The sequence below is a fragment of the Nocardioides sp. NBC_00163 genome (genome assembly GCF_045206295.1).
Classification (GTDB): Bacteria; Actinomycetota; Actinomycetes; order Propionibacteriales; family Nocardioidaceae; genus Nocardioides.
Map to the genome: position 1 here is coordinate 6,010,693 of NZ_CP108155.1, position 18,845 is coordinate 6,029,537.

General features: G+C 69.2%; 16 protein-coding genes. 14 read left to right on the forward strand and 2 right to left on the reverse strand.

Going from position 1 to position 18,845, the window contains the following annotated elements:
- Positions 1-2: 2 nt before the first annotated feature.
- Entirely contained in the window at positions 3-1,124 is a 1,122-nt protein-coding gene (locus OG801_RS28685; protein WP_406032589.1) for a calcium:proton antiporter, read from the reverse strand.
- A 131-nt stretch (positions 1,125-1,255) separates the two neighbouring features.
- On the opposite strand from OG801_RS28685, the gene OG801_RS28690 reads away from it, so the two are divergent.
- From OG801_RS28690 to OG801_RS28725, 8 genes are all read left to right on the forward strand, one after another.
- On the forward strand, positions 1,256-2,896 hold the full coding sequence (locus OG801_RS28690; RefSeq protein ID WP_406032591.1) for an ABC transporter substrate-binding protein: 1,641 nt from the start codon (positions 1,256-1,258) through the stop codon (positions 2,894-2,896).
- Positions 2,896-3,849, forward strand: coding sequence for an ABC transporter permease (locus OG801_RS28695; RefSeq protein WP_355017322.1), 954 nt, complete (start codon positions 2,896-2,898; stop codon positions 3,847-3,849). Before OG801_RS28690 ends, OG801_RS28695 begins: the two co-directional genes overlap by 1 nt.
- Positions 3,846-4,736, forward strand: coding sequence for an ABC transporter permease (locus OG801_RS28700; protein ID WP_355017323.1), 891 nt, complete (start codon positions 3,846-3,848; stop codon positions 4,734-4,736). Before OG801_RS28695 ends, OG801_RS28700 begins: the two co-directional genes overlap by 4 nt.
- Entirely contained in the window at positions 4,733-6,517 is a 1,785-nt protein-coding gene (locus OG801_RS28705) for a gamma-glutamyltransferase family protein (protein ID WP_406032594.1), read from the forward strand. Before OG801_RS28700 ends, OG801_RS28705 begins: the two co-directional genes overlap by 4 nt.
- Positions 6,501-8,099 (forward strand): dipeptide ABC transporter ATP-binding protein, encoded by a 1,599-nt coding sequence (locus OG801_RS28710; protein ID WP_406032596.1) that lies wholly within the window; start codon positions 6,501-6,503, stop codon positions 8,097-8,099. Before OG801_RS28705 ends, OG801_RS28710 begins: the two co-directional genes overlap by 17 nt.
- A complete protein-coding gene (locus OG801_RS28715) occupies positions 8,080-8,829 on the forward strand; it encodes a GntR family transcriptional regulator (RefSeq protein ID WP_355017326.1) in 750 nt (249 codons plus the stop codon). Before OG801_RS28710 ends, OG801_RS28715 begins: the two co-directional genes overlap by 20 nt.
- Before the next feature lie 454 nt (positions 8,830-9,283).
- Positions 9,284-10,579 (forward strand): DUF222 domain-containing protein, encoded by a 1,296-nt coding sequence (locus tag OG801_RS28720; RefSeq protein WP_406032598.1) that lies wholly within the window; start codon positions 9,284-9,286, stop codon positions 10,577-10,579.
- Positions 10,580-10,698: 119 nt separating this feature from the next.
- The gene (locus OG801_RS28725) at positions 10,699-11,034 is read left to right on the forward strand and encodes a DUF1048 domain-containing protein (RefSeq protein ID WP_406032600.1); all 336 of its coding nucleotides are present in this window, start codon (positions 10,699-10,701) and stop codon (positions 11,032-11,034) included.
- Between the two features lie 166 nt (positions 11,035-11,200).
- Here OG801_RS28725 and OG801_RS28730 read toward each other — a convergent pair whose 3' ends face one another.
- Entirely contained in the window at positions 11,201-12,814 is a 1,614-nt protein-coding gene (locus OG801_RS28730; protein WP_406032602.1) for a GMC oxidoreductase, read from the reverse strand.
- 288 nt (positions 12,815-13,102) lie between these two features.
- On the opposite strand from OG801_RS28730, the gene OG801_RS28735 reads away from it, so the two are divergent.
- From OG801_RS28735 to OG801_RS28760, 6 genes are read left to right on the forward strand one after another with little or no spacing between them, the layout of a single operon-like run.
- A complete protein-coding gene (locus tag OG801_RS28735) occupies positions 13,103-14,446 on the forward strand; it encodes a hemolysin family protein (protein WP_355020585.1) in 1,344 nt (447 codons plus the stop codon).
- A complete protein-coding gene (locus tag OG801_RS28740) occupies positions 14,446-15,504 on the forward strand; it encodes a hemolysin family protein (protein ID WP_355020586.1) in 1,059 nt (352 codons plus the stop codon). The genes OG801_RS28735 and OG801_RS28740 overlap by 1 nt, the downstream gene beginning before the upstream one ends.
- A gap of 9 nt (positions 15,505-15,513) precedes the next feature.
- Complete coding sequence (locus OG801_RS28745) at positions 15,514-16,236, forward strand: CDP-alcohol phosphatidyltransferase family protein (protein ID WP_406032604.1); 723 nt, start codon at positions 15,514-15,516, stop codon at positions 16,234-16,236.
- The gene (locus tag OG801_RS28750) at positions 16,229-17,158 is read left to right on the forward strand and encodes a DUF881 domain-containing protein (protein ID WP_406032606.1); all 930 of its coding nucleotides are present in this window, start codon (positions 16,229-16,231) and stop codon (positions 17,156-17,158) included. The genes OG801_RS28745 and OG801_RS28750 overlap by 8 nt, the downstream gene beginning before the upstream one ends.
- The gene (locus OG801_RS28755) at positions 17,155-17,487 is read left to right on the forward strand and encodes a small basic family protein (RefSeq protein WP_355020589.1); all 333 of its coding nucleotides are present in this window, start codon (positions 17,155-17,157) and stop codon (positions 17,485-17,487) included. Before OG801_RS28750 ends, OG801_RS28755 begins: the two co-directional genes overlap by 4 nt.
- Positions 17,480-18,817, forward strand: coding sequence for a DUF881 domain-containing protein (locus OG801_RS28760; RefSeq protein WP_406032608.1), 1,338 nt, complete (start codon positions 17,480-17,482; stop codon positions 18,815-18,817). Before OG801_RS28755 ends, OG801_RS28760 begins: the two co-directional genes overlap by 8 nt.
- Positions 18,818-18,845: the final 28 nt, after the last annotated feature.

The following is an 18,845-nucleotide window of genomic DNA, read 5'->3' on the forward strand; positions in this document are numbered from 1 at the left end:
AGCTAGGGCTGCATCGAGAGGAACAGGAACGCGGCCAGCAGGACCAGGTGGACGAACCCCTGCAGGGCGTAGACGCGGCCCTGGACGACGGTGAGCCCGGTGACGAAGACGGAGATGACCAGCAGCACGATCTGGGTCGGCTCGAGGCCCAGCTCGAGCGGGCCGGTGAGCCAGATCATCGCGACGGCGAGGGCGGGGATGGTGAGTCCGATCGACGCCATCGCCGAGCCGTAGGCGAGGTTGAGGCTGGTCTGGACCCGGTCCCGGGAGGCGTTGCGGACCGCGGCGATCGACTCGGGGGCGAGAACGAGGAGAGCGATCACGACGCCCACGACCGCGTAGGGGAACCCGAGGCTCTTGACGGTGCTCTCGATCGTGGGAGAGAGGACCTTCGCCAGGCCGACCACGGCGACGAGGGAGACCAGGAGGAGGGCCAGGCTGAGTGTGGCCTCGCCCGCCGAGGGCGGGTCGGCGTGGCCGTCCTTGTCGAGGTCGACCAACCCGGTCATCCGGCCGTGCTCGTCGCTGGTGACGGGGAGGAAGAAGTCGCGGTGGCGGACCGTCTGGGTGAACAGGAACGCGACGTAGAGCGCCAGCGAGGCGATGGCGGCGAAGACGAGCTGCGAGGTCGAGTACTGCGGGCCCTGCGCCGACGTCGTGAACCTCGGCAGCACCAGGGTGAGACCGGCCAGGGCGATCACGGTCGCGACCGCCGACCCGGTCCCGGCGGCGTTGAAGCTGACCAGCCCGTGCTTGAGGGCGCCGACCATGAGCGAGAGCCCGACGATGCCGTTGAGGGTGATCATCACCGCGGCGAAGACGGTGTCGCGGGCATAGGTGCTGGTGCTGTCGCCACCGCTGGTCATCAGCATCACGATCAGGCCGACCTCGATCACGGTCACCGCGATCGCGAGGATCAGCGAGCCGAACGGCTCGCCGACCTTGTGGGCGACGACCTCGGCGTGGTGGACCGCTCCCAGCACCGCACCGATCAGCACAGCCGCCACCACGGCCAGGATCGCCCAGTGGTCGTGGCGGATCCACGCGAAGACCAGCACCACCAGGGCGAGGATCGGCACGACCAATGACCATTGCAGGCGGCCCCGGACCGCTGGCGCACTCATGAGTTGACCTTAACGGCCAGGGGCCGCTTCGGCGGATTTACCCAATCGGCACACGTTGTATACAACCTTGGTGAATCCTTGATGATTGCATTCAGTTCGTTGCCAGTGTTCCCCCACCCACAGGAGCAGCCATGCCTCGGATACCCCGCCTTGCTGCGTACGCCGCCGTCTTCGCCCTCGCGCTGAGCGCGAGTGCCTGCAGTGAGGTCCAGAAGACCTCGACCGAGTCCTCCGACAAGATCGCGGGTGATGTCGTCACCACGATCGGGATCGGCGACAAGGAGATCAAGGAGGGCGGGACGCTCACCATGGGCCTCTCCGCCGACCCGGACGCGCTCGATCCGACCACGTCGTCCTCGCTCTACACGCGCTACGTGATGGAGACGGTCTGCCAGAAGCTCTACGACATCGACGCCGACGGCGGGATCGTGCCGATGCTGGCCACCGCACTTCCCGAGCTCTCCGAGGGTGGCCTGGTGGCCACCTTCCCGGTGAAGGAAGGCGTGAAGTTCGCCGACGGGACGCCGTTCGACGCGGCAGCCGTGGTGACCACGCTGAAGCGCAACCTCACCAAGCCGGACTCCTCGCGCGCCAGCGAGCTCGGGACGCTGAGCAAGGTCGAGGCGAGCGGCCCGTACGAGGTGCGGCTGACCTTCAAGGAGCCGTTCTCGCCGCTGACGGCCTCCCTGGCCGACCGTGCCGGGATGATCATGTCGCCGACGGCCCTGAAGGAGCTGGGCGACAACTTCGCCGACCACCCGACCTGCGTCGGGCCGTTCAAGTTCGTCGACCGGGTGCCCGGCACCTCCATCACCGTTGAGAAGGACCCCGGCTACTACGACGCCGAGAACGTCCACCTGGACAAGATCGTCTACCGGATCATGACGGATGCCTCGATCCGGGCGGCCAACCTCAAGTCGGGTGACGTCCAGGTCGCCGACTCGCTCGCGCCGGCGGACATGGCCGACCTTCGCAAGGACGGCGAGTTGTCGATGATGCAGGTGGGCTCCTTCGGGTACCAGGGCGTCCAGATCAACATCGGCAACCAGAACGGTGTCGGCACCCCGGTGGCGCAGATCGACACCCCGATCGCGAAGAGCAAGGACGTACGCCGGGCGTTCTCGATGGCCGTCGACCGTGAGCAGCTGGTCCAGAGCGTCTTCCACGGTTACTACGACCCGACCTGCTCGCCGATCGCGGACAGCAGCGAGTTCGCCACCGAGGCGTCTCAGGCGTGCCCGGAGCACGACCCGGCCGGAGCCAAGAAGCTGCTCGAGGAGGCGGGTGTCACGACCCCGCTGAAGGTCACGATGCAGACCTCCAACACCCCGAGCAGCCTGCAGTTCGCGCAGGCGCTCCAGGCCCAGGTGGAGGCTGCCGGCTTCGACCTGCGGATCGAGCCCGTGGAGTACACCACGCTCCTGGACAACAACGACCGTGGTGCCTTTGAGGCGATGCAGCTGGGCTGGTCCGGACGCGTCGACCCCAACGGCAACACCTTCAACTTCCTCACCACCGGCGCGGGCCAGAACACCATGGGCTACAGCAATGCCGAGGTCGACGAGCTCCTCACCGACGCGTCCTCGGAGACGGATACCGCCAAGCGCGCCGATCTCTACGGCAAGGCGATCGCCCAGGTCCAGGAGGACAACCCGATCGTCTACCTCTACCGCCAGCGGAACCTGACCGGGCTGTCGAAGCAGATCGCCGGCGTCTCCGTCTTCTCCGACGGTGTCGTACGCATCAGCGGCGCCGCGTACCTGGCCGGCTGATGGGGGCCTATCTCCTCACCAGGACGTGGCACTCGCTGCTCACGATCGTGCTCTCCTCGATGGTGATCTTCGCCGGCGTACGCATGCTGCCTGGCGACCCCGCGCTGGCGATGGCAGGCGAGGAGGCGAGTCCGGAGCGGATCGCCGCGGTCCGCTCCGACCTCGGGCTCGACCAGGCGCTCTGGGTGCAGTACGCCAACTGGGTCCAGAACTACGTCCACGGTGACTTCGGGCGATCGCTGCGCACCGGCACGCCGGTGACCGAGCTGCTCGGCAGCACGCTGCCGGTGACACTGTGGCTGGCGGCGTACGCGCTGCTGATCGCCGTCGTCGTGGGGCTCGCCCTCGGCGTCGTCGCGGAGCGGCGCCGCGGCCGGTGGCCGGAGTTCCTCGCCAACGGGGTCGCGATGGTGGGGCTCTCGGTGCCGAGCTTCTGGCTCGGGCTGCTGGCGATCCTCTACCTGTCGGTGCGGGTCTCGCTCTTCCCGGCCTCCGGCTACGTGCCGATGCTCGAGAACCCGGTGGATGCCATCTACCACCTGACCCTGCCGGCGCTGATCCTCTCGCTCGCGATCGCCGCCGCGGTGATGCGGCAGACCCGTGCCTCGATGATCGAGACGATGGGTTCGGACTTCGTCCGCACCGCCCGCGCCAAGGGCCTGGGCGGGCGGCGGGTGCTGCTCGCGTACGGCCTGCGGAACTCGCTCTTGGTCGTGGTCACCATCGTCGGGCTGCAGCTCGGCGGGCTCATCTCGGGGGCGGTGGTCACCGAGAGCATCTTCGGCCTGCCCGGGTTCGGCAAGCTCACGCTCAACAGCGTGTTCACCCGGGACTACCCGGTCATCGAAGCCGTCGTCGTGATCATCACCGTCGGATATGTCCTGATCAACCTTGCAGTCGACGTGCTCTACTCCGTCCTCGACCCCCGGATCCGCGTGGCAGGTGCCGCATGACCACGACCATGACCACGACGTCGACGACAACACAGACGTACGCCGGGTCCAGCACCTGGTGGAGACGGATGCGGTCCAACCGGACCGCCATGGCCGGCGGCGTGGTCCTCGGCATCGTCGTGCTGGCGGCCGTGCTGGCGCCGGTGCTCGCGCCCTACGGCCCGACGACGACCCACTTCGACGCTCCTTTCCAGCGGCCGGGCACGATCGGGTTCCCGCTCGGCACCGACAACCTGGGCCGCGACACGCTCTCGCGGATGCTCTACGGGGCGAGGGCGTCCCTCCAGGTCGGGGTGCTGTCGGTGCTGCTCGCGACGGTCGTCGGGGTCCCGCTGGGCCTCATCGCCGGGTCTTGGCGCTGGGCTGACGCGCTGGTGTCACGGTTCACCGACGTGGCGCTCGCGTTCCCGTTCCTGATCCTGGCCGTCGGACTCGCCGCCATCCGCGGGGCGAGCCTGTCCAACGCAGTGCTGGCGCTCGGGATCGCTCACGTGCCGCAGATGATCAGAGTCGTACGCGGAGAGACGCTGCGGCTTCGGACGACCGACTTCGTGGCGGCCGCGGTGACCATGAACGCGAGCAGCCTGCGCGTCATGGGCCGGCACATCCTGCCCAACGCCCTGTCCGCGATCATCGTGCAGGCGACGATCATCATGCCCTCCGCGGTGCTGGGGGAGGCGGTGCTCTCCTTCCTCGGGCTGGGCATCCAGCCGCCCGAGGCGAGCCTCGGGGTGATGCTCTCGGACGCGCAGCAATACTTGGCCCAGGACGCGTGGCTCGGTGTGTTCCCCGGTGCGCTGATCGCGATCATCTGTCTCAGCTTCAACCTCTTCGGGGACGGGCTGCGCGACAGTCTCGACCCGGCCAACGACGAGAGGACGTCATGACCTACACACCTGCCCCCGAGTTCAAGACCCGACCCGACCTGCTCGGCAGGTTCGGGATGGTCGCCTCGACCCACTGGCTGGCCAGCGGGGCCGCGCAAGCGGTGCTGGAGCGGGGCGGAAACGCCTTCGACGCTGCCGTGGCCGGCGGTTTCGTGCTGCACGTCGTAGAGCCCCATCTCAACGGTCCGGGCGGTGATCTCGTCGGGATCTTCGCGACCTCCGGCGGCGAGCCGACGGTCCTGATGGGCCAGGGTCCCGCACCCGCGGGAGCCTCCGTCGAGCACATGCGCGCCGAGGGGCTCGAGCTGGTCCCCGGGGCAGGGGCGCTCGCCGCCGCCGTCCCCGGCGCGGTCGAGGCCTGGCTGATGCTGCTGCGTGACCACGGCACCTGGGAGCTCGGCGAGGTGCTCGCCTATGCCATCGACTACGCGCGCAATGGCCACCCGATCCTGGGCCGCACCGTCTCGACGATCGCCACGGTGGCCGACCTCTTCCGCGACCACTGGCCGACCTCGGCCGACCACTGGCTCGTCGACGGGGAGCTGCCGGAGCCCGACACGATGGTGCGCAACGAGGCCTACGCCTCCGTACTGGACCGGCTCGTCGCCGCGGGAGATGGGGCCGGCAGCAGAGAGGCACGGATCGACGCCGCCCGGGCGGCCTGGGGGAGCGGGTTCGTCGCCGAGGCGATCGACGAGTTCGTACGTACCCCGCACCGCCACGCTTCCGGAACCGATCATTCCGGCGTGATCACGGCAGCTGACATGGCCGGGTTCTCCGCCGTGTACGAGACGCCGGTGAGCACGTCCTTCCGCGGTCACACGATCGCCAAGGCCGGGGCGTGGACGCAGGGGCCGGTCCTGCTCCAGATCCTCAATCTGCTCGACCCGCTGGACGACGCGCTGCTGGACCCGTGCAACCCCGAAGGTGCGCACACGATCCTGGAGGCGATCAAGCTGGCCTTCGCCGACCGGGATGCCCACTACGGTGACGGCGCCGACGCGGAGCGCATGGAGGTCCTCCTCTCCCAGGAGTACGCCGCCACGCGCCGTGCCCTGATCGGCGACGTGGCCAGCCGGGAGGTCCGTCCTGGCCTGGACGCCAAGGAGCTCCCGCCGTTGCGGGAGACCTACGATCCGGCCGCCTCGGCGGCCGGCGTGGGCGAGCCCACGGTCTCGCCCACGGGGGACGTACGCGGCGACACCTGCCACATCGACGTCGCCGACCGATGGGGCAACATCATCGCGGTGACCCCGTCGGGCGGCTGGCTGCAGTCCTCCCCGACGATCCCGGCTCTCGGGTTCTGCCTCGGCACCCGGCTGCAGATGACCTGGCTGGAGCCCGGTCTTCCGTCCACGCTGCAGCCCGGGCGCCGGCCGCGCACGACGCTCACCCCGACGCTGGTGCTGCGCGACGGCGAGGCCGTCACCGCGGTGGGCTCTCCGGGAGGCGATCAGCAGGACCAGTGGCAGCTGCTCTACCTGCTGCGGACGCTCGTGGGCGGCTACACGCCCCAGCAGGCGATCGACGCCCCTGCGCTCCACTCGACCTCGTTCCCCGGGTCCTTTTGGCCGCGCACCTGGACGCCGGCGGGAGCCGTCGTGGAGGACCGGCTCGGCGAGGCACTCATCGAGAGCCTGCGCGAGCGCGGCCATGCCGTCGAGGCGGCCGGCGACTGGTCGTTGGGCCGGCTCTCCGCGGTGACCAGAGACCCGGCGACCGGGACGCTCTCGGCCGCCGCCAACCCGAGGGGGGCGCAGGGCTATGCCGTCGGACGCTGAGATGCTGTCGGTCACCGACCTCCGGGTGGCCTTCGGCCGCACCGAGGTCCTCCACGGCGTCGACCTGACCGTCGGCCACGGCGAGCGGGTCGCCGTCGTCGGCCAGTCGGGCTCGGGGAAGTCGACACTGGTCGCGGCGATCCTGGGCCTGCTGCCCGGCACCGGGCATGTCACCGGCGGCTCGATCAGGCTCGGCGGCGACGAGCTGACTCGACGTACGGAGAAGGCCTGGCGGGGGCTGCGGGGCGAGGGCATAGGGCTGGTTCCGCAGGACCCGATGACCAACCTCAACCCCGCGATGAGAGTCGGTGCTCAGATCGCCGACGCGCTCGTCGCCGCCGGACTGCGCGGCGCAGCGGTCGAGAAGCGGGTGATGGAGCTGCTCACCGAGGCAGGGATCCCCGAGGCGGAGCACCGGGCGGGGCAGTATCCGCACGAGTTCTCCGGAGGTATGCGTCAGCGCGTCCTGATCGCGATGGCGCTGGCCCGCGAGCCGAAGCTGCTAATCGCCGACGAGCCCACCAGTGCGCTGGACGTGACCGTGCAGCGGCGGATCCTCGACCACCTCGAGACACTTGTCGCTGCCCATGGCACCTCGCTGCTCTTCGTCACCCATGACCTCGGGCTCGCGGCGGAACGAGCCGACCGGGTGGTCGTGATGCACGACGGCGGCATCGTCGAGACCGGGCCGGCCGCCCGACTCCTCCGGGACCCGCAGCACGACTACACCAGGCGACTGATCGAGGCGTCACCGTCGCTGGACAGAGAGGGCAGCTCTCCGTCACGCCGGGACGGCACCGATCCGATCCTCGTCGTGGAAGACCTGGTCAAGGAGTTCAGGCTCCGCGGCCGGCGCGGCGGGACGTTTCGTGCCGTGGACCAGGCCTCCTTCTCCGTCGAGCGCGGCACCACGACCGCGGTCGTGGGGGAGTCGGGATCGGGCAAGTCGACCATCGCCAAGATGATTCTCGGCCTGGAGACACCGACCTCCGGCACCGCGCGGATCGACGGCCGCAGCATCGCCGGGGCATCGCGGGCGGAGCGGGCCGATCTACGCCGTCGCGTACAGCCCGTCTTCCAGGACCCCTACAGCTCCCTGGACCCCACCTTCACCGTCGCCCAGCTGGTCGCCGAGCCGCTGCACATCCACAGGGTCGGCGACCGGAGGGACCGGCGGGGCCGCGTACGCGAGCTCCTGGACCAGGTCGCGCTGCCCGAGTCCGTCGCCGGGAGACGGCCCAGCGAGCTCTCCGGGGGCCAGCGGCAGCGGGTCGCGATCGCCCGCGCGCTGGCCCTCGATCCGGAGCTGGTGATCTGTGACGAAGCGGTCTCAGCCCTCGACGTGCTCGTCCAGGACCAGATCCTCACCCTGCTGGCCGACCTGCAGCGCGATCTTGGTCTCAGCTACCTGTTCATCACCCACGATCTCGCCGTCGTACGCCAGATCGCACATAGAGTCGTGGTCATGCACAAGGGCAGGGTCGTCGAGCATGACACCGTGGACCAGATCTTCACCGCACCGACCTCGGCCTACACCGCCGAGCTGCTGGAAGCGATCCCAGGTGCGGCTCTCGCAGGCTGAGGGAGGTCGTCCGGCCGGTGCCCTGACCGCAGCCGTACGCCGCGACATCATCGCTGGGGAGCTGACCCCCGGCACCAGGGTGACCGAGGCCTTCCTGGCCCAGCGCTACGGCGTCAGCCGTGTGCCGGTGCGTGAGGCGCTGCGCGCGCTGGAGGCGGAGGGGTTCATCGAGTCCACACCGCACATCGGGTCGAAGGTCGGCCACGTCCCGTTCGACGAGGCGGACGACCTCTTCGCCGTCCGGGAGGCCCTCGAGATCGCGACCGCTCGCCGCGCAGCCGAGCGGGCCAGAGGTCTCTTCGACCAGCCCGAGCCCAACCAGGCGTGGTTCGAGATCCGGCGGGAGCTCGCGCAGATCCTCGACGAGGGGGACGAGTGGGTCGCCCGTGACGATCTGGAGCCCCTGGTTGCGCTCAACGACCGCTTCCACATCCTGGTCGCCGAGCTCAGCGGCAGCAAGACCCTGGCCACGTTGCTGCGTCAGCTCTCCCACAAGATCGAGTGGCTCTACGCCCTCGACACCTTCTCCCGCGGCAAGCGGCTCTGGCCCGACCACCGGCGCATCCTGGCCGCCATCGATGCTGGTGACTGCGACCGTGCCGCCGAGCTGATGGGCTGGCACGTACGTGAGTCGCGGATCGGCTATGCCTTGCGCGGCGCTCCGCCGGAGAAGGTCGAGGAGCTGAGGACCCTTCCACCGGTTCCGGGGGCTGGGCGTCCGCCTGGTTGAGGCTCCGCTGGTCGAGCCGCCCTGCTCCGCTGGTCGAGCCGCCGGAGCCGCTATGCGACCGAGCGAGGCCGCCCGGCGAGCTTGCTCGTCCGGGCGCGCCGAGCGAGGGAGCACCCGAGCGAAGCGAGGGCGGCGGAGGCGTGTCGAGACCAACACGGTCCGCTTCTTCGGGAAACCTCGCTTAGCGGCTGTTCTTCGTTTCAGGGTTCGCCGCCGACCCTTGATTTGAGTGTTTCTCGATCGCGCACCGCGTCAAGGACGCCCTTCGGGCGCCGCTTCGCGGTGGCCTTCGGCCATCCTTGACCCGGCACCCGATCGAGAAAGATTTCGCCTATATCGGGGCGGCGGCGAGAGAGTGGCGCGGAGCTCCGTTGCTTGTTCGCTGACTGCGTAACTGGGTCTGACCTGCTTAAATAGGTCGCGCCACGGTGCTCTTGCGCATATAATAATGCCTATGTACGAGACCGTCGACCACCTCCTCGCAGGGCCGCCTTCGGGCGCGTCCGAGGCTGAGCTGGTCGACTGGATCGCTGGTCTCGAAGAGATCAAGTGCACCGCTGAGGCTGTCCAAGCTGAAGCGGCGGTACGTCTCGACGAAGTCGTTCGCGAGCGCCAATCAGAGGCTGGGGTTCCTGCCCGCAAGCTTGGCGAGGGTGTGGCCTCCCAGATCGCTCTCCCGCGGCGGGTCTCGCCCGAGAAGGGCGCGAAACTGCTCGGGCTGGCGAAGACCCTGACCACCGAGATGCCGCACACCTTCGCGCTGATGAAGGCCGGGCTGTTCTCCCAATGGCAAGCAACGATCCTCGCCCGTGAGACGGCGTGTCTCTCGCTCGATGACCGCAAGGTCATCGACTACGACCTCTGCGCCACCGGTCCGTGCGGGGAGCCCGCCAAGGCGGTGTCGATGGGGCTACGCCAGCTTGAGAACGCCGCCAAGAAACTCGCCATCACCCTCGACCAGGAATCCGTCGTCGCCCGCGCCGCCAACGCCGAGAAAGACCGCCGGGTCAGCCTCCGGCCGGCCCCGGACACCATGACCTGGCTCGGCGCGCTGCTGCCGGTCAAGGACGGCGTCGCCGTCTTTGCCGCACTCGATCAAGCAGCCAAGACCGCTGCGGCCGCCGGCGACGAACGGACCCGTGGCCAGGTCATGGCCGACACCCTCGTCGACCGGATCACCGGCCGCAGCACCACCGATGCGAAGCCCCGGATCGAGGTCAAGATCGTGATGACCGCTGATGCCCTTACCGGCGACGTAGATCAGCCGGCCCTGGTCGAGGGCTACGGCCCCGTCCCCGCGACCTGGGCTCGCGACGCGCTCAACGATGCCGACGTGTTCGTCCGGCGCCTGTTCACCGACCCCGCCGGACGGCTGGTCGCCATGGAATCACGTGCCCGGAAGGCACCCGACGGGCTCGCGGAGTTCATCGCCACTCGTGACGGCGGGATCTGCCGCACCAACGGCTGCGATGCCCCGATCCGGAACATCGATCACGTCGAACGCCACGCAGACGGCGGCGAGACCAGCGCCGAGAACCTGCAGGGTTTGTGCGAAAGGTGCAATCAGGCCAAAGAGGCGCTCGGCTGGCGGGCCAGGCCGGGACCGGACGGCAGCATCATCACGATCACACCTACGGGCCACACCTACATCAGCCCGCCACCCGAATCCTGGGCACAACCCCCGCCAACCTGGTCCCGAGCCGAGTTCGGCCTGCGCGACGTACTCCTCGAACAGACCCTCGCGGCCTGAGGCCCCGGGGTCGCGGAAACTTCTGCGGATCGGTGCTTGACCTTGACGCTACGTCAGGGCTGCACGCTTCTTGCACGGCCCCAAACAGGAGCCACCAACCGATCCAAGGGAGCACCACCATGAACAACCTCCTCAGCCGCCTCGTGGGTGACAAGAAGGACTGGAAGCGCATGGAAGCCCGCGCCGCCGAGCTACCCGCCGACTACCGCACCGTCTACGGAGAGATGAAGAGCTACATGTGGCGCTTCACCGCCGGCGACGGCATGGACATCGTCGCCATCCTCCGCGAGATCCTCGATCTGTTCGAGACCGAAGCCGCCAACGGAACCTCCGTCATCGAGGTCACCGGCACCGACCTGGCCGCCTTCTGCGACGCACGGCTGCCCGAGCAGCACGACACCTACCGCGCCAAGCTCCGCGCCAACCTCAACGAGGTCGCCCAGAAGCTGGCATGAGGTGTGGCGGGAAAACGTAAGAGCCCCGCTGGCGTCTCGGGTCACCAGCGGGGCAAGAACAATGTTGCCGCATCACCTAAGGGGTTGTCACCCCCTTTCGGCAAAATCTGCAGAATTTTGCATTGCAAGATCTTGGTGGGCCCGAAACGGCTCCAAGCGGCACCCGTCAGATGACCGTTCCGACGTCCTTGGCGACGATGTTGTCCATCGCGCGCTCGGCGACGGCGGCGATGGTCATCGACGGGTTGCATGCTCCCGTGGTGCCGGGGATGAGCGCGCCGTCGAGGACGTAGAGGCCGTCTTGGCCCTGTACTCGGCCGTCGAGATCGCAGACGGTGCCCATGTTGGCGCCGCCGAGCGGGTGCCAGGTGCTGTTGACGATGCTGTTGGTGTCGATCAGGGCGCCGAGGCTGCCGCTGATCTTCGAGACCCGCTCGTGGATGGCGCGATAGCTCGCCGAGTCGCCGCCGAAGGGGAAGCGGAGGCTCACCGAGTCGGTAAGCGAGCTGTAGCGGAAGCTGCCGCGGTCAGCGCTGACGCCGAAGCCGACCAGCATCGTGGCGCCCAGGTCGAGGCCGAGGGGGAGTGGTGGCAGGGACGCCTGGATGACGGTGTTGGCCGTGGTCGGGTCGGACCAGTCCTGGCTCTGGTAGACGACGGGACCGCCCTGCGTACCGGTGAGGTTCTCGTCGAAGGGGCGCCACATGTAGATCCGGTCGCCGTTGGTGCCCCAGCCCTGGCCGAGCTTCTCGGGAAGGTCCGGGATGGTGTCGGTCGCCGCGGCGCGGACCAGGAGCTTGCTGGTGTTGAGCGAGCCGGCCGCCATGACCAGCGCGCGGGTGGTCAGGATCTTCTGCTCCACCACGTCGCCGGCGTCGTTGGTTCGGTCGACGTGGACCTCCCAGCGGCCGTCGGCGGCCCGGGCCACGCTCGTCACGTTGTGACGGGTGGCGACGTGCACCAGGCCGGTGGCCTCGGCCTGCTCGATGTAGGTGACGTCGACGGAGTGCTTGCCGCCGTTGTTGACGCCGAGGGCGCAGTCGCCGTTGGTGTAGGAGGGAGCCATCTCGCCGCGCAGTTCCGCGAGCGCGTAGGACCAGTCGATCGGCATCGGGATCTTCTGCAGGTCATAGCCGGCGGCCTCCACGCGCTCGCCGAACGTACGCGAGACCCGGTAGTTGTCCGAGGCGATCAGCTCGTCGGGCGCGGTCGCGGCGCCGAGCATCTTGGCCACGCGTGGGTAATGGACCCGGTCCATGAGCTCGTAGTCGAGCTCGTTCGGGAACCAGGTGTTGAAGACCTCGGCGGAGGGCTGCAGCGTCATGCCCTGATAGACCAGAGAGCCACCGCCGACGCCGGCCGCGCACATGGCCAGCATGTTCTGGCCGAGGACGGGCTCGAGCAGGCCGACGTACGGGCCGAAGTTCAGGGGAGTGCCGAGCAGCCTCTGCAGTGGCTTGAGCGCCTCGGGCGCGGTGGTGTGGAACAGCACCCGCTTGTCGAGCGAGCGCACCGTCGGGAAGGTCTGCGCGTCCGGACCCGTCGGCCAGCGGCGGCCACGCTCGAGCACCGTGACAGGTACGCCGGCCTCGGCCAGCCGCAGCGCGGCCACCCCGCCGCCGAACCCGGACCCGATGACGACCGCCCGGTGCTCCTCCCGCACCAGTCGTACGCGACGGGGCGAGGTGGCTGCGGCCGGACCGGCGAGCAGCCCGCTCGCAGCGGCACCGGCAGCGCCAGCGGCACCGGCAAGGAACGTACGTCGTGAGGCTGAGGTCATGGTCAAGGGGACTCCCTCGGCTCGAGAATCGTCGGTTACTGCCGCGTAAGAGTTGACGAACGGGCGAGGTGTGTCAAGGTTCACGGCCCTGTTCTGGACAACTGTGTCCGGAACGCGACACGTCCCGGAGAGCCCGGTACAGCAACGCAGGAGGCGCAACCACAGCCATGTAGGCTGACCGCACTTCCAACAGCTAAGGACGATCTGAACCCCGATGGACGGACCGCAACCCGGCCAATATCCATGCCCGCTGTGTGACTCGCGGCCGTACCAGTCGAGGTCGGTGCGATGACCGAGGTCCTGTTCATCCTCCTGGCGCTGCTGCTGGTCGCCGCCTGTGGTGTGTTCGTGGCCGCCGAGTTCTCCCTGGTCACGGTCGACCACTCCCAGGTGGAGATGGCCGCCGAGCAGGGTGACAAGCGCGCCCAGGGCGTGCTCCGCGCGATGAAGGAGCTCTCCAGCAACCTCTCCGGCGCCCAGGTCGGCATCACTGTGACCAACCTCGGCATCGGGTGGATGTCGGAGCCGGCGATCGCCGAGCTGATCGACGCGCCGCTGCTCTCCACCGGGCTGCCCGAGGGCGCGGTGCAGGCGATCGCGGTGGCCATCGCGCTGACCCTCTCCACGATCGTGACGATGCTCTTCGGTGAGCTCGTCCCCAAGAACCTCGCGCTGGCCCTGCCCCTGGAGACGGCGCGCGTCACCCAGGGCCCGATGCGGGCCTTCACCCGGCTCATGCGCGGCCCCATCAAGGTGCTCAACGGCACCGCCAACGCCATCGTGCGCCGCCTGGGCATGGAGCCGCAGGAGGAGCTGCGCTCGGCGCGCAGCTCGGCCGAGCTCTCCTCGCTGATCCAGCGCAGCGCCCACGAGGGCACCCTCGACGCCGACACCGCCGAGCTGATGGAGCGCTCGGTCGAGTTCGGCACCCGCACGGCGGGGGAGATCATGACCCCGCGCGTACGCGTCCACAGCCTCGACCACAACGACCGCGCCGAGGCGCTGATCGAGCTCACCCGGCGTACGGGCAACTCCCGCTTCCCTGTGCTCGACGACAACGAGGCCGTGGTCGGCACCGTGCACGTCAAGGCAGCCGTGGCCCTGCCGGTGCACGAGCGGCCCACAGCCAAGGTCAAGCACCTGATGGTGCCGTCGGTGGTCGTGCCCGACTCGCTGCGCCTGGACCCGCTGATGGCGCTACTGCGCGCCGAGGGCTTCCAGCTGGCCGTGGTGCTCGACGAGTACGGCGACCAGGCCGGCATCGTCACCCTCGAGGACGTGATCGAGGAGATCGTCGGCGATATCGCAGACGAGCACGACCCGCTCAGCGCCCGCGCCCGGCTTCGCCGGGACGGCGGCTGGTCGCTGTCGGGGCTGCTGCGTCCCGACGAGGTCGAGGACATCACCGGTGTCGCACTGCCGGAGAGCGAGGACTACGACACCGTCGCCGGTCTGATGCTGAGCCTGCTGGGCCGCATTCCCGAGCCGGGAGCGAGCGCGGAGCTGACCGTGCCCGGAAACCCTCCGCCCGACTCCGACGATGATGACGTCTACGCGAGGTACGTGAAGTTGACGGTGGAGCTCATGGACGGGCGCAGGATCGACCGGATCTCGATGCAGGTGATCGGCTGATGAGCACGACCATGGGGCTTGTGCTCGGCCTGGTGCTGCTGCTCGCCAACGCCTTCTTCGTGGGCTCGGAGTTCGCCCTGGTCTCCGCCCGGCGCAGCCAGATCGAGCCGGCAGCCCAGGCCGGCTCGCAGATGGCCAGGATCACGCTGCGGGCGATGGAGAACATCAGCCTGATGATGGCCGGTGCCCAGCTGGGCATCACGGTCTGCTCGGTGCTGCTGCTGGCGATCACCGAGCCGGCGCTGGCCCACCTGCTCGAGCCCGGCTTCGACCTGATCGGTCTGCCCGAGGCGTTCCACCACCCGGTCGCGTTCGTGATCGCGATGCTCGTGGTCACCTACCTGCACGTGGTGGTGGGCGAGATGGTGCCGAAGAACATCGCACTGGCCGGCCCCGACAAGGCCGCTCTCGTCCTCGGGCCCGCCATCTACGCGGTCGTCTACGTGCTGCGCCCGATCATCGTCGCGTTCAACTACGTCGCCAACGCCTGCATCCGGGCGCTCGGCATCGAGCCCAAGGACGAGGTGAGCTCCGCCTTCACCCGCGCGGAGGTGGCCGCCATGGTCGAGGAGTCCCGCGGCGAAGGACTCCTGGAGGAGGACGAGTACGGCCGCCTGGCCGGAGCGCTCGGCTTCACCGAGAAGACGGTCGCCAAGGTCACCATCCCGATCTCCGACTGGACGATCGTGCCGCGCGGCGCCTCGGGCTCCGACATCGAGGCCGTGTGCGCCTCGACCGGCTACAGCCGGTTCCCGGTTGCGGGCGACAACGGCGACCTGGTCGGCTACCTGCACATCAAGGACGTACTCGAGCCCGATGACGTACGCCGCCGGCAGCCCGTGCAGAACAAGTGGATCCGCCCGTTCGCGACGGTCACTCCCGACGACGCGCTCCACGAGACGCTCGAGACCCTGCAGCGCCGCGGCGCCCACCTGGCCCGGGTCGTCCGTGAGGACGGCAGCACCATCGGGCTGGCGACGCTGGAGGACGTCATCGAGGAGTTGGTCGGCGAGATCCGCGACGCCGCCCACGCCGACGACTCCACACCCACCGACTAGGGTTGGCTCGTGCCGCGTCTGGTGACCAAGGAGAGCCCGCAGATGCCCAACCGTCGATCCGGTGATCCCCGCCTGCAACATGGCCGGGACACGCGGCGACCCCGGGGCGCGGCCGACCGCAACCAGCCCGTGCTCGGCAAGCTGCTCAGCATCCTGAGGCTCGTCTACGCGCCGGTGATGCTGTGGGCGGTGATGATCGCCGAGGACGACACGATCGCGCTGTCCGCGTTCGGTCTCGCGATCGTCACCGACCTGCTCGACAGCTGGCTGAACCGCAAGCAGCTCGGCCGCCGCCGCTCGGGCGAGCTGCTCGACGTGGTGGCCAACACCGTCTTCGTCCTGGCCGCGACGCTCGCGCTCTGGCGGATCGACGTGATCCCGTGGCCGATCGCGCTGCTGGTGCCGCTGCGGCTCGTCGGCCTGCTGGCGATGATCCCGGCGCTGCGCAGCCGTGGGGTGCGTACGCTGCCCGTCCATCTCCTCGGCAAGGTGGCCGCCTTCTGCATGCTGGCCTCCTTCCCGCTGCTCTACCTCAGCCACGGCATCCCCGAGACCCTCGACCTCGGCCTGGAGCCCAGCCTGCCCATCCAGGTGGCGCAGGCCTTCGGCTGGGCCTTCGCGCTGTGGGGGATCCTGCTGCTGTGGTGGAGCCTGGTCCTCTACGCCCAGGAGGCGCGGCGCCTGATGGCCACCACGCCTCCGCTTGAGAAGGGCGGGGCGACCCGTGCCTGACCAGATCCCTGGCTCCGAGGACCCGCGGGCCTACGTCACCAAGCCATTGCTCGACCGCATCACCGACCAGGCGATCGACTCCGACTACATGGCCGCCGCCGCGCGGCGCGAGCCCACGGGGGAGGAGCCGACACGGCTTCGCCGGCCGGGCCTGTGGGCGATGGTGGTCGTCGGGCTCTTCGCGCTGCTGGCCACGACCGCCGCGGTGCAGACCTCCCGCAACGAGGACATCCGCCAGACCAGCAGGCAGGTCCTGGTCGACCGCATCGAGCAGCGCCAGGACAGGATCTCCGAGCTGCACAAGCAGATCTCCAAGCTGAGTGAGGCCAACCAGAGCAGCGAGTCGGCCCTCAACGCGCTCGGGCTGCGGGCCGAGGCGGCGTCCTCCACGGCCGCGGCGACCGCGGAGGAGACCGGGTTCGCCCCGGTGACCGGCTCGGGGATCAGGATCACGATCGACAACGCCGCCGACGGCAGCGAGGGCGGCACCGTCCGCGATTACGATCTCGCCGTGATCGTCAACGGACTGTGGCAGGCGGGCGCGACCGCCGTCGCCGTCGACGGCCAGCGGGTCACCCCGCGCAGCGGCGTGATCACCTCCGGTGCCGCCCTCCGGATGAACGACGTCTCGCTCTCGCCGCCCTACGAGGTCACGGCCATCGGCGACACGCGTACGCTGGCCGCACGCTTCGCCGAGACGGTCTCCGGCGCGATGATTCACACCACGACGCAGGACTACGGGATGCCCTACGACGTCGAGAACATCGACCGGCTCACCCTTCCCGCGGCGCCGCCTGATCTGCTGGAGTTGACCCACCTCGAGGCCAAGTCCAAGGGCAAGGGCACCCAGGGCTCCGAGAAGCCCACCGACAACACCGACGAAGACTCAGAAGAGAACAGCGAAGGGGACCGCGAAGAATGATCGCCGTCATCGGCCTAGTGATCGGCATCGTGCTGGGACTGTTCTTCCAGCCCGAGGTGCCTATCGGCCTGGCGCCTTACCTGCCGATCGCCGTCGTCGCCGCGCTGGACGCCGTCTTCGGTGCGCTGCGCGCGTTCATGGACGGCATCTTCGACGACAAGGTCTTCGTCGTCTCGTTCATCAGCAACGTCGTGATCGCCGCCGGCATCGTCTACCTCGGTGACCGCCTCGGCGTCGGCGGCCAGCTGTCCACCGGCGTCATCGTCGTCCTCGGCATCCGCATCTTCACCAACGTCGCAGCCATCCGGAGGCACATCTTCCATGCCTGACCGGAAGCGCAGACCACCGGTGAAACGGACCGCGGCCAAGCGGACTCCTGCGAAGAAGGCACCGGCGAAGAAGCCCGCCGAGCCCGCGGAGGAGACCGTCACCGAGACGGTCACCGATGATGGCGCCACGCCGGAGGCCACAGACGTTGGTACGCCGCCTGCTGAGCAGGCAACCGCTGAGACTGTAGAGACGACCGACGCCGCTGAGGCCGAGGAACCGTCGGAGGCGGACGTGCCCGACGAGGCGGAGTCCGACGAATCTGCGTCCGAAGAGTCTGCGTCCGATGAGGCTGTCGACGAGCCTGAGGAGACGGTGGCCGCGGACAGCGCCGCGGAGGAGCCCGAGGAGCCCGAGGAGCCGGACGACGCCGGCGTCGCGGAGGACGAGTCGGTCGAGCCCGCCGACAAGGCGGACGACGTCGAGCCTGTCGAGCCCGCTGAGCCTGCCGAGTCTGTCGAGTCTGTCGAGTCGGCGGACGCCGAGGAGCCGGCCGCCGAGGACGTCGAGAAGACCGACGAGCCCGCTGTGGTCACAGAGCCCGACGAGGTCGAGGACACGGCTGCAGACGAGCAGACCGAACAGGCCGATGAGGCCAAGGAGTCCGAGGAGGAGCCGGCGCCGCTGGTCGGCCGGGCGCGGCTCTTCGACGCACTCACCCACTTCCGGCGCGGCCAGGTGGCCGTGGCGGTCCTGCTCTGCGTACTCGGCTACGCCGCCGTGGTGCAGGTCCAGACGAACACCGAGGACTCGACGTACGCCGGTCTGCGCGAGCAGGAGCTGATCGACATCCTCTCCGGCCTGGCCGGCACCACGCAGAAGGCCCAGGAGCAGCTCGAGGAGCTCGAGGGGACCCGCGACGAGCTCGAGGACCAGACCCTCCAGCAGCAGACGGCGCTCCAACGCGCAGAGGAGCAGGTCGACACGCTGCGGGTGATCGCCGGGACGGTGCCGGTCAGCGGTCCGGGCATCACGATCGAGATCGACCCCGGTGCCGACCCGCTGCGGCTGACCGCGCTCCTCGACCTGATCGAGGAGCTGCGTACGAGCGGTGCCGAGGCGATGGAGATCGAGGGGGCTGACGGCGAGGCCGTACGCCTGGTCGCGTCGTCCTCGATCGAGGTCAGCCAGCCCGCCGAGGGACTCAACGTGGGCGGCGAGCTGATCAGCCCGCCCTATCGCCTCCAGGTGATCGGCCCGCCCGACACGCTGGCCGGCGCGATCGACTTCTACCAGGGCCCGCAGGACCAGCTCGAGGAGCAGGGCGCTGAGGTCAAGGTGGAGTCGGAGGAGAAGATCGACATCGAGTCGATTCACACCGTGTCCCGCTGAAGGTTTCGTCGGTGCGGCGCAGTAGGGT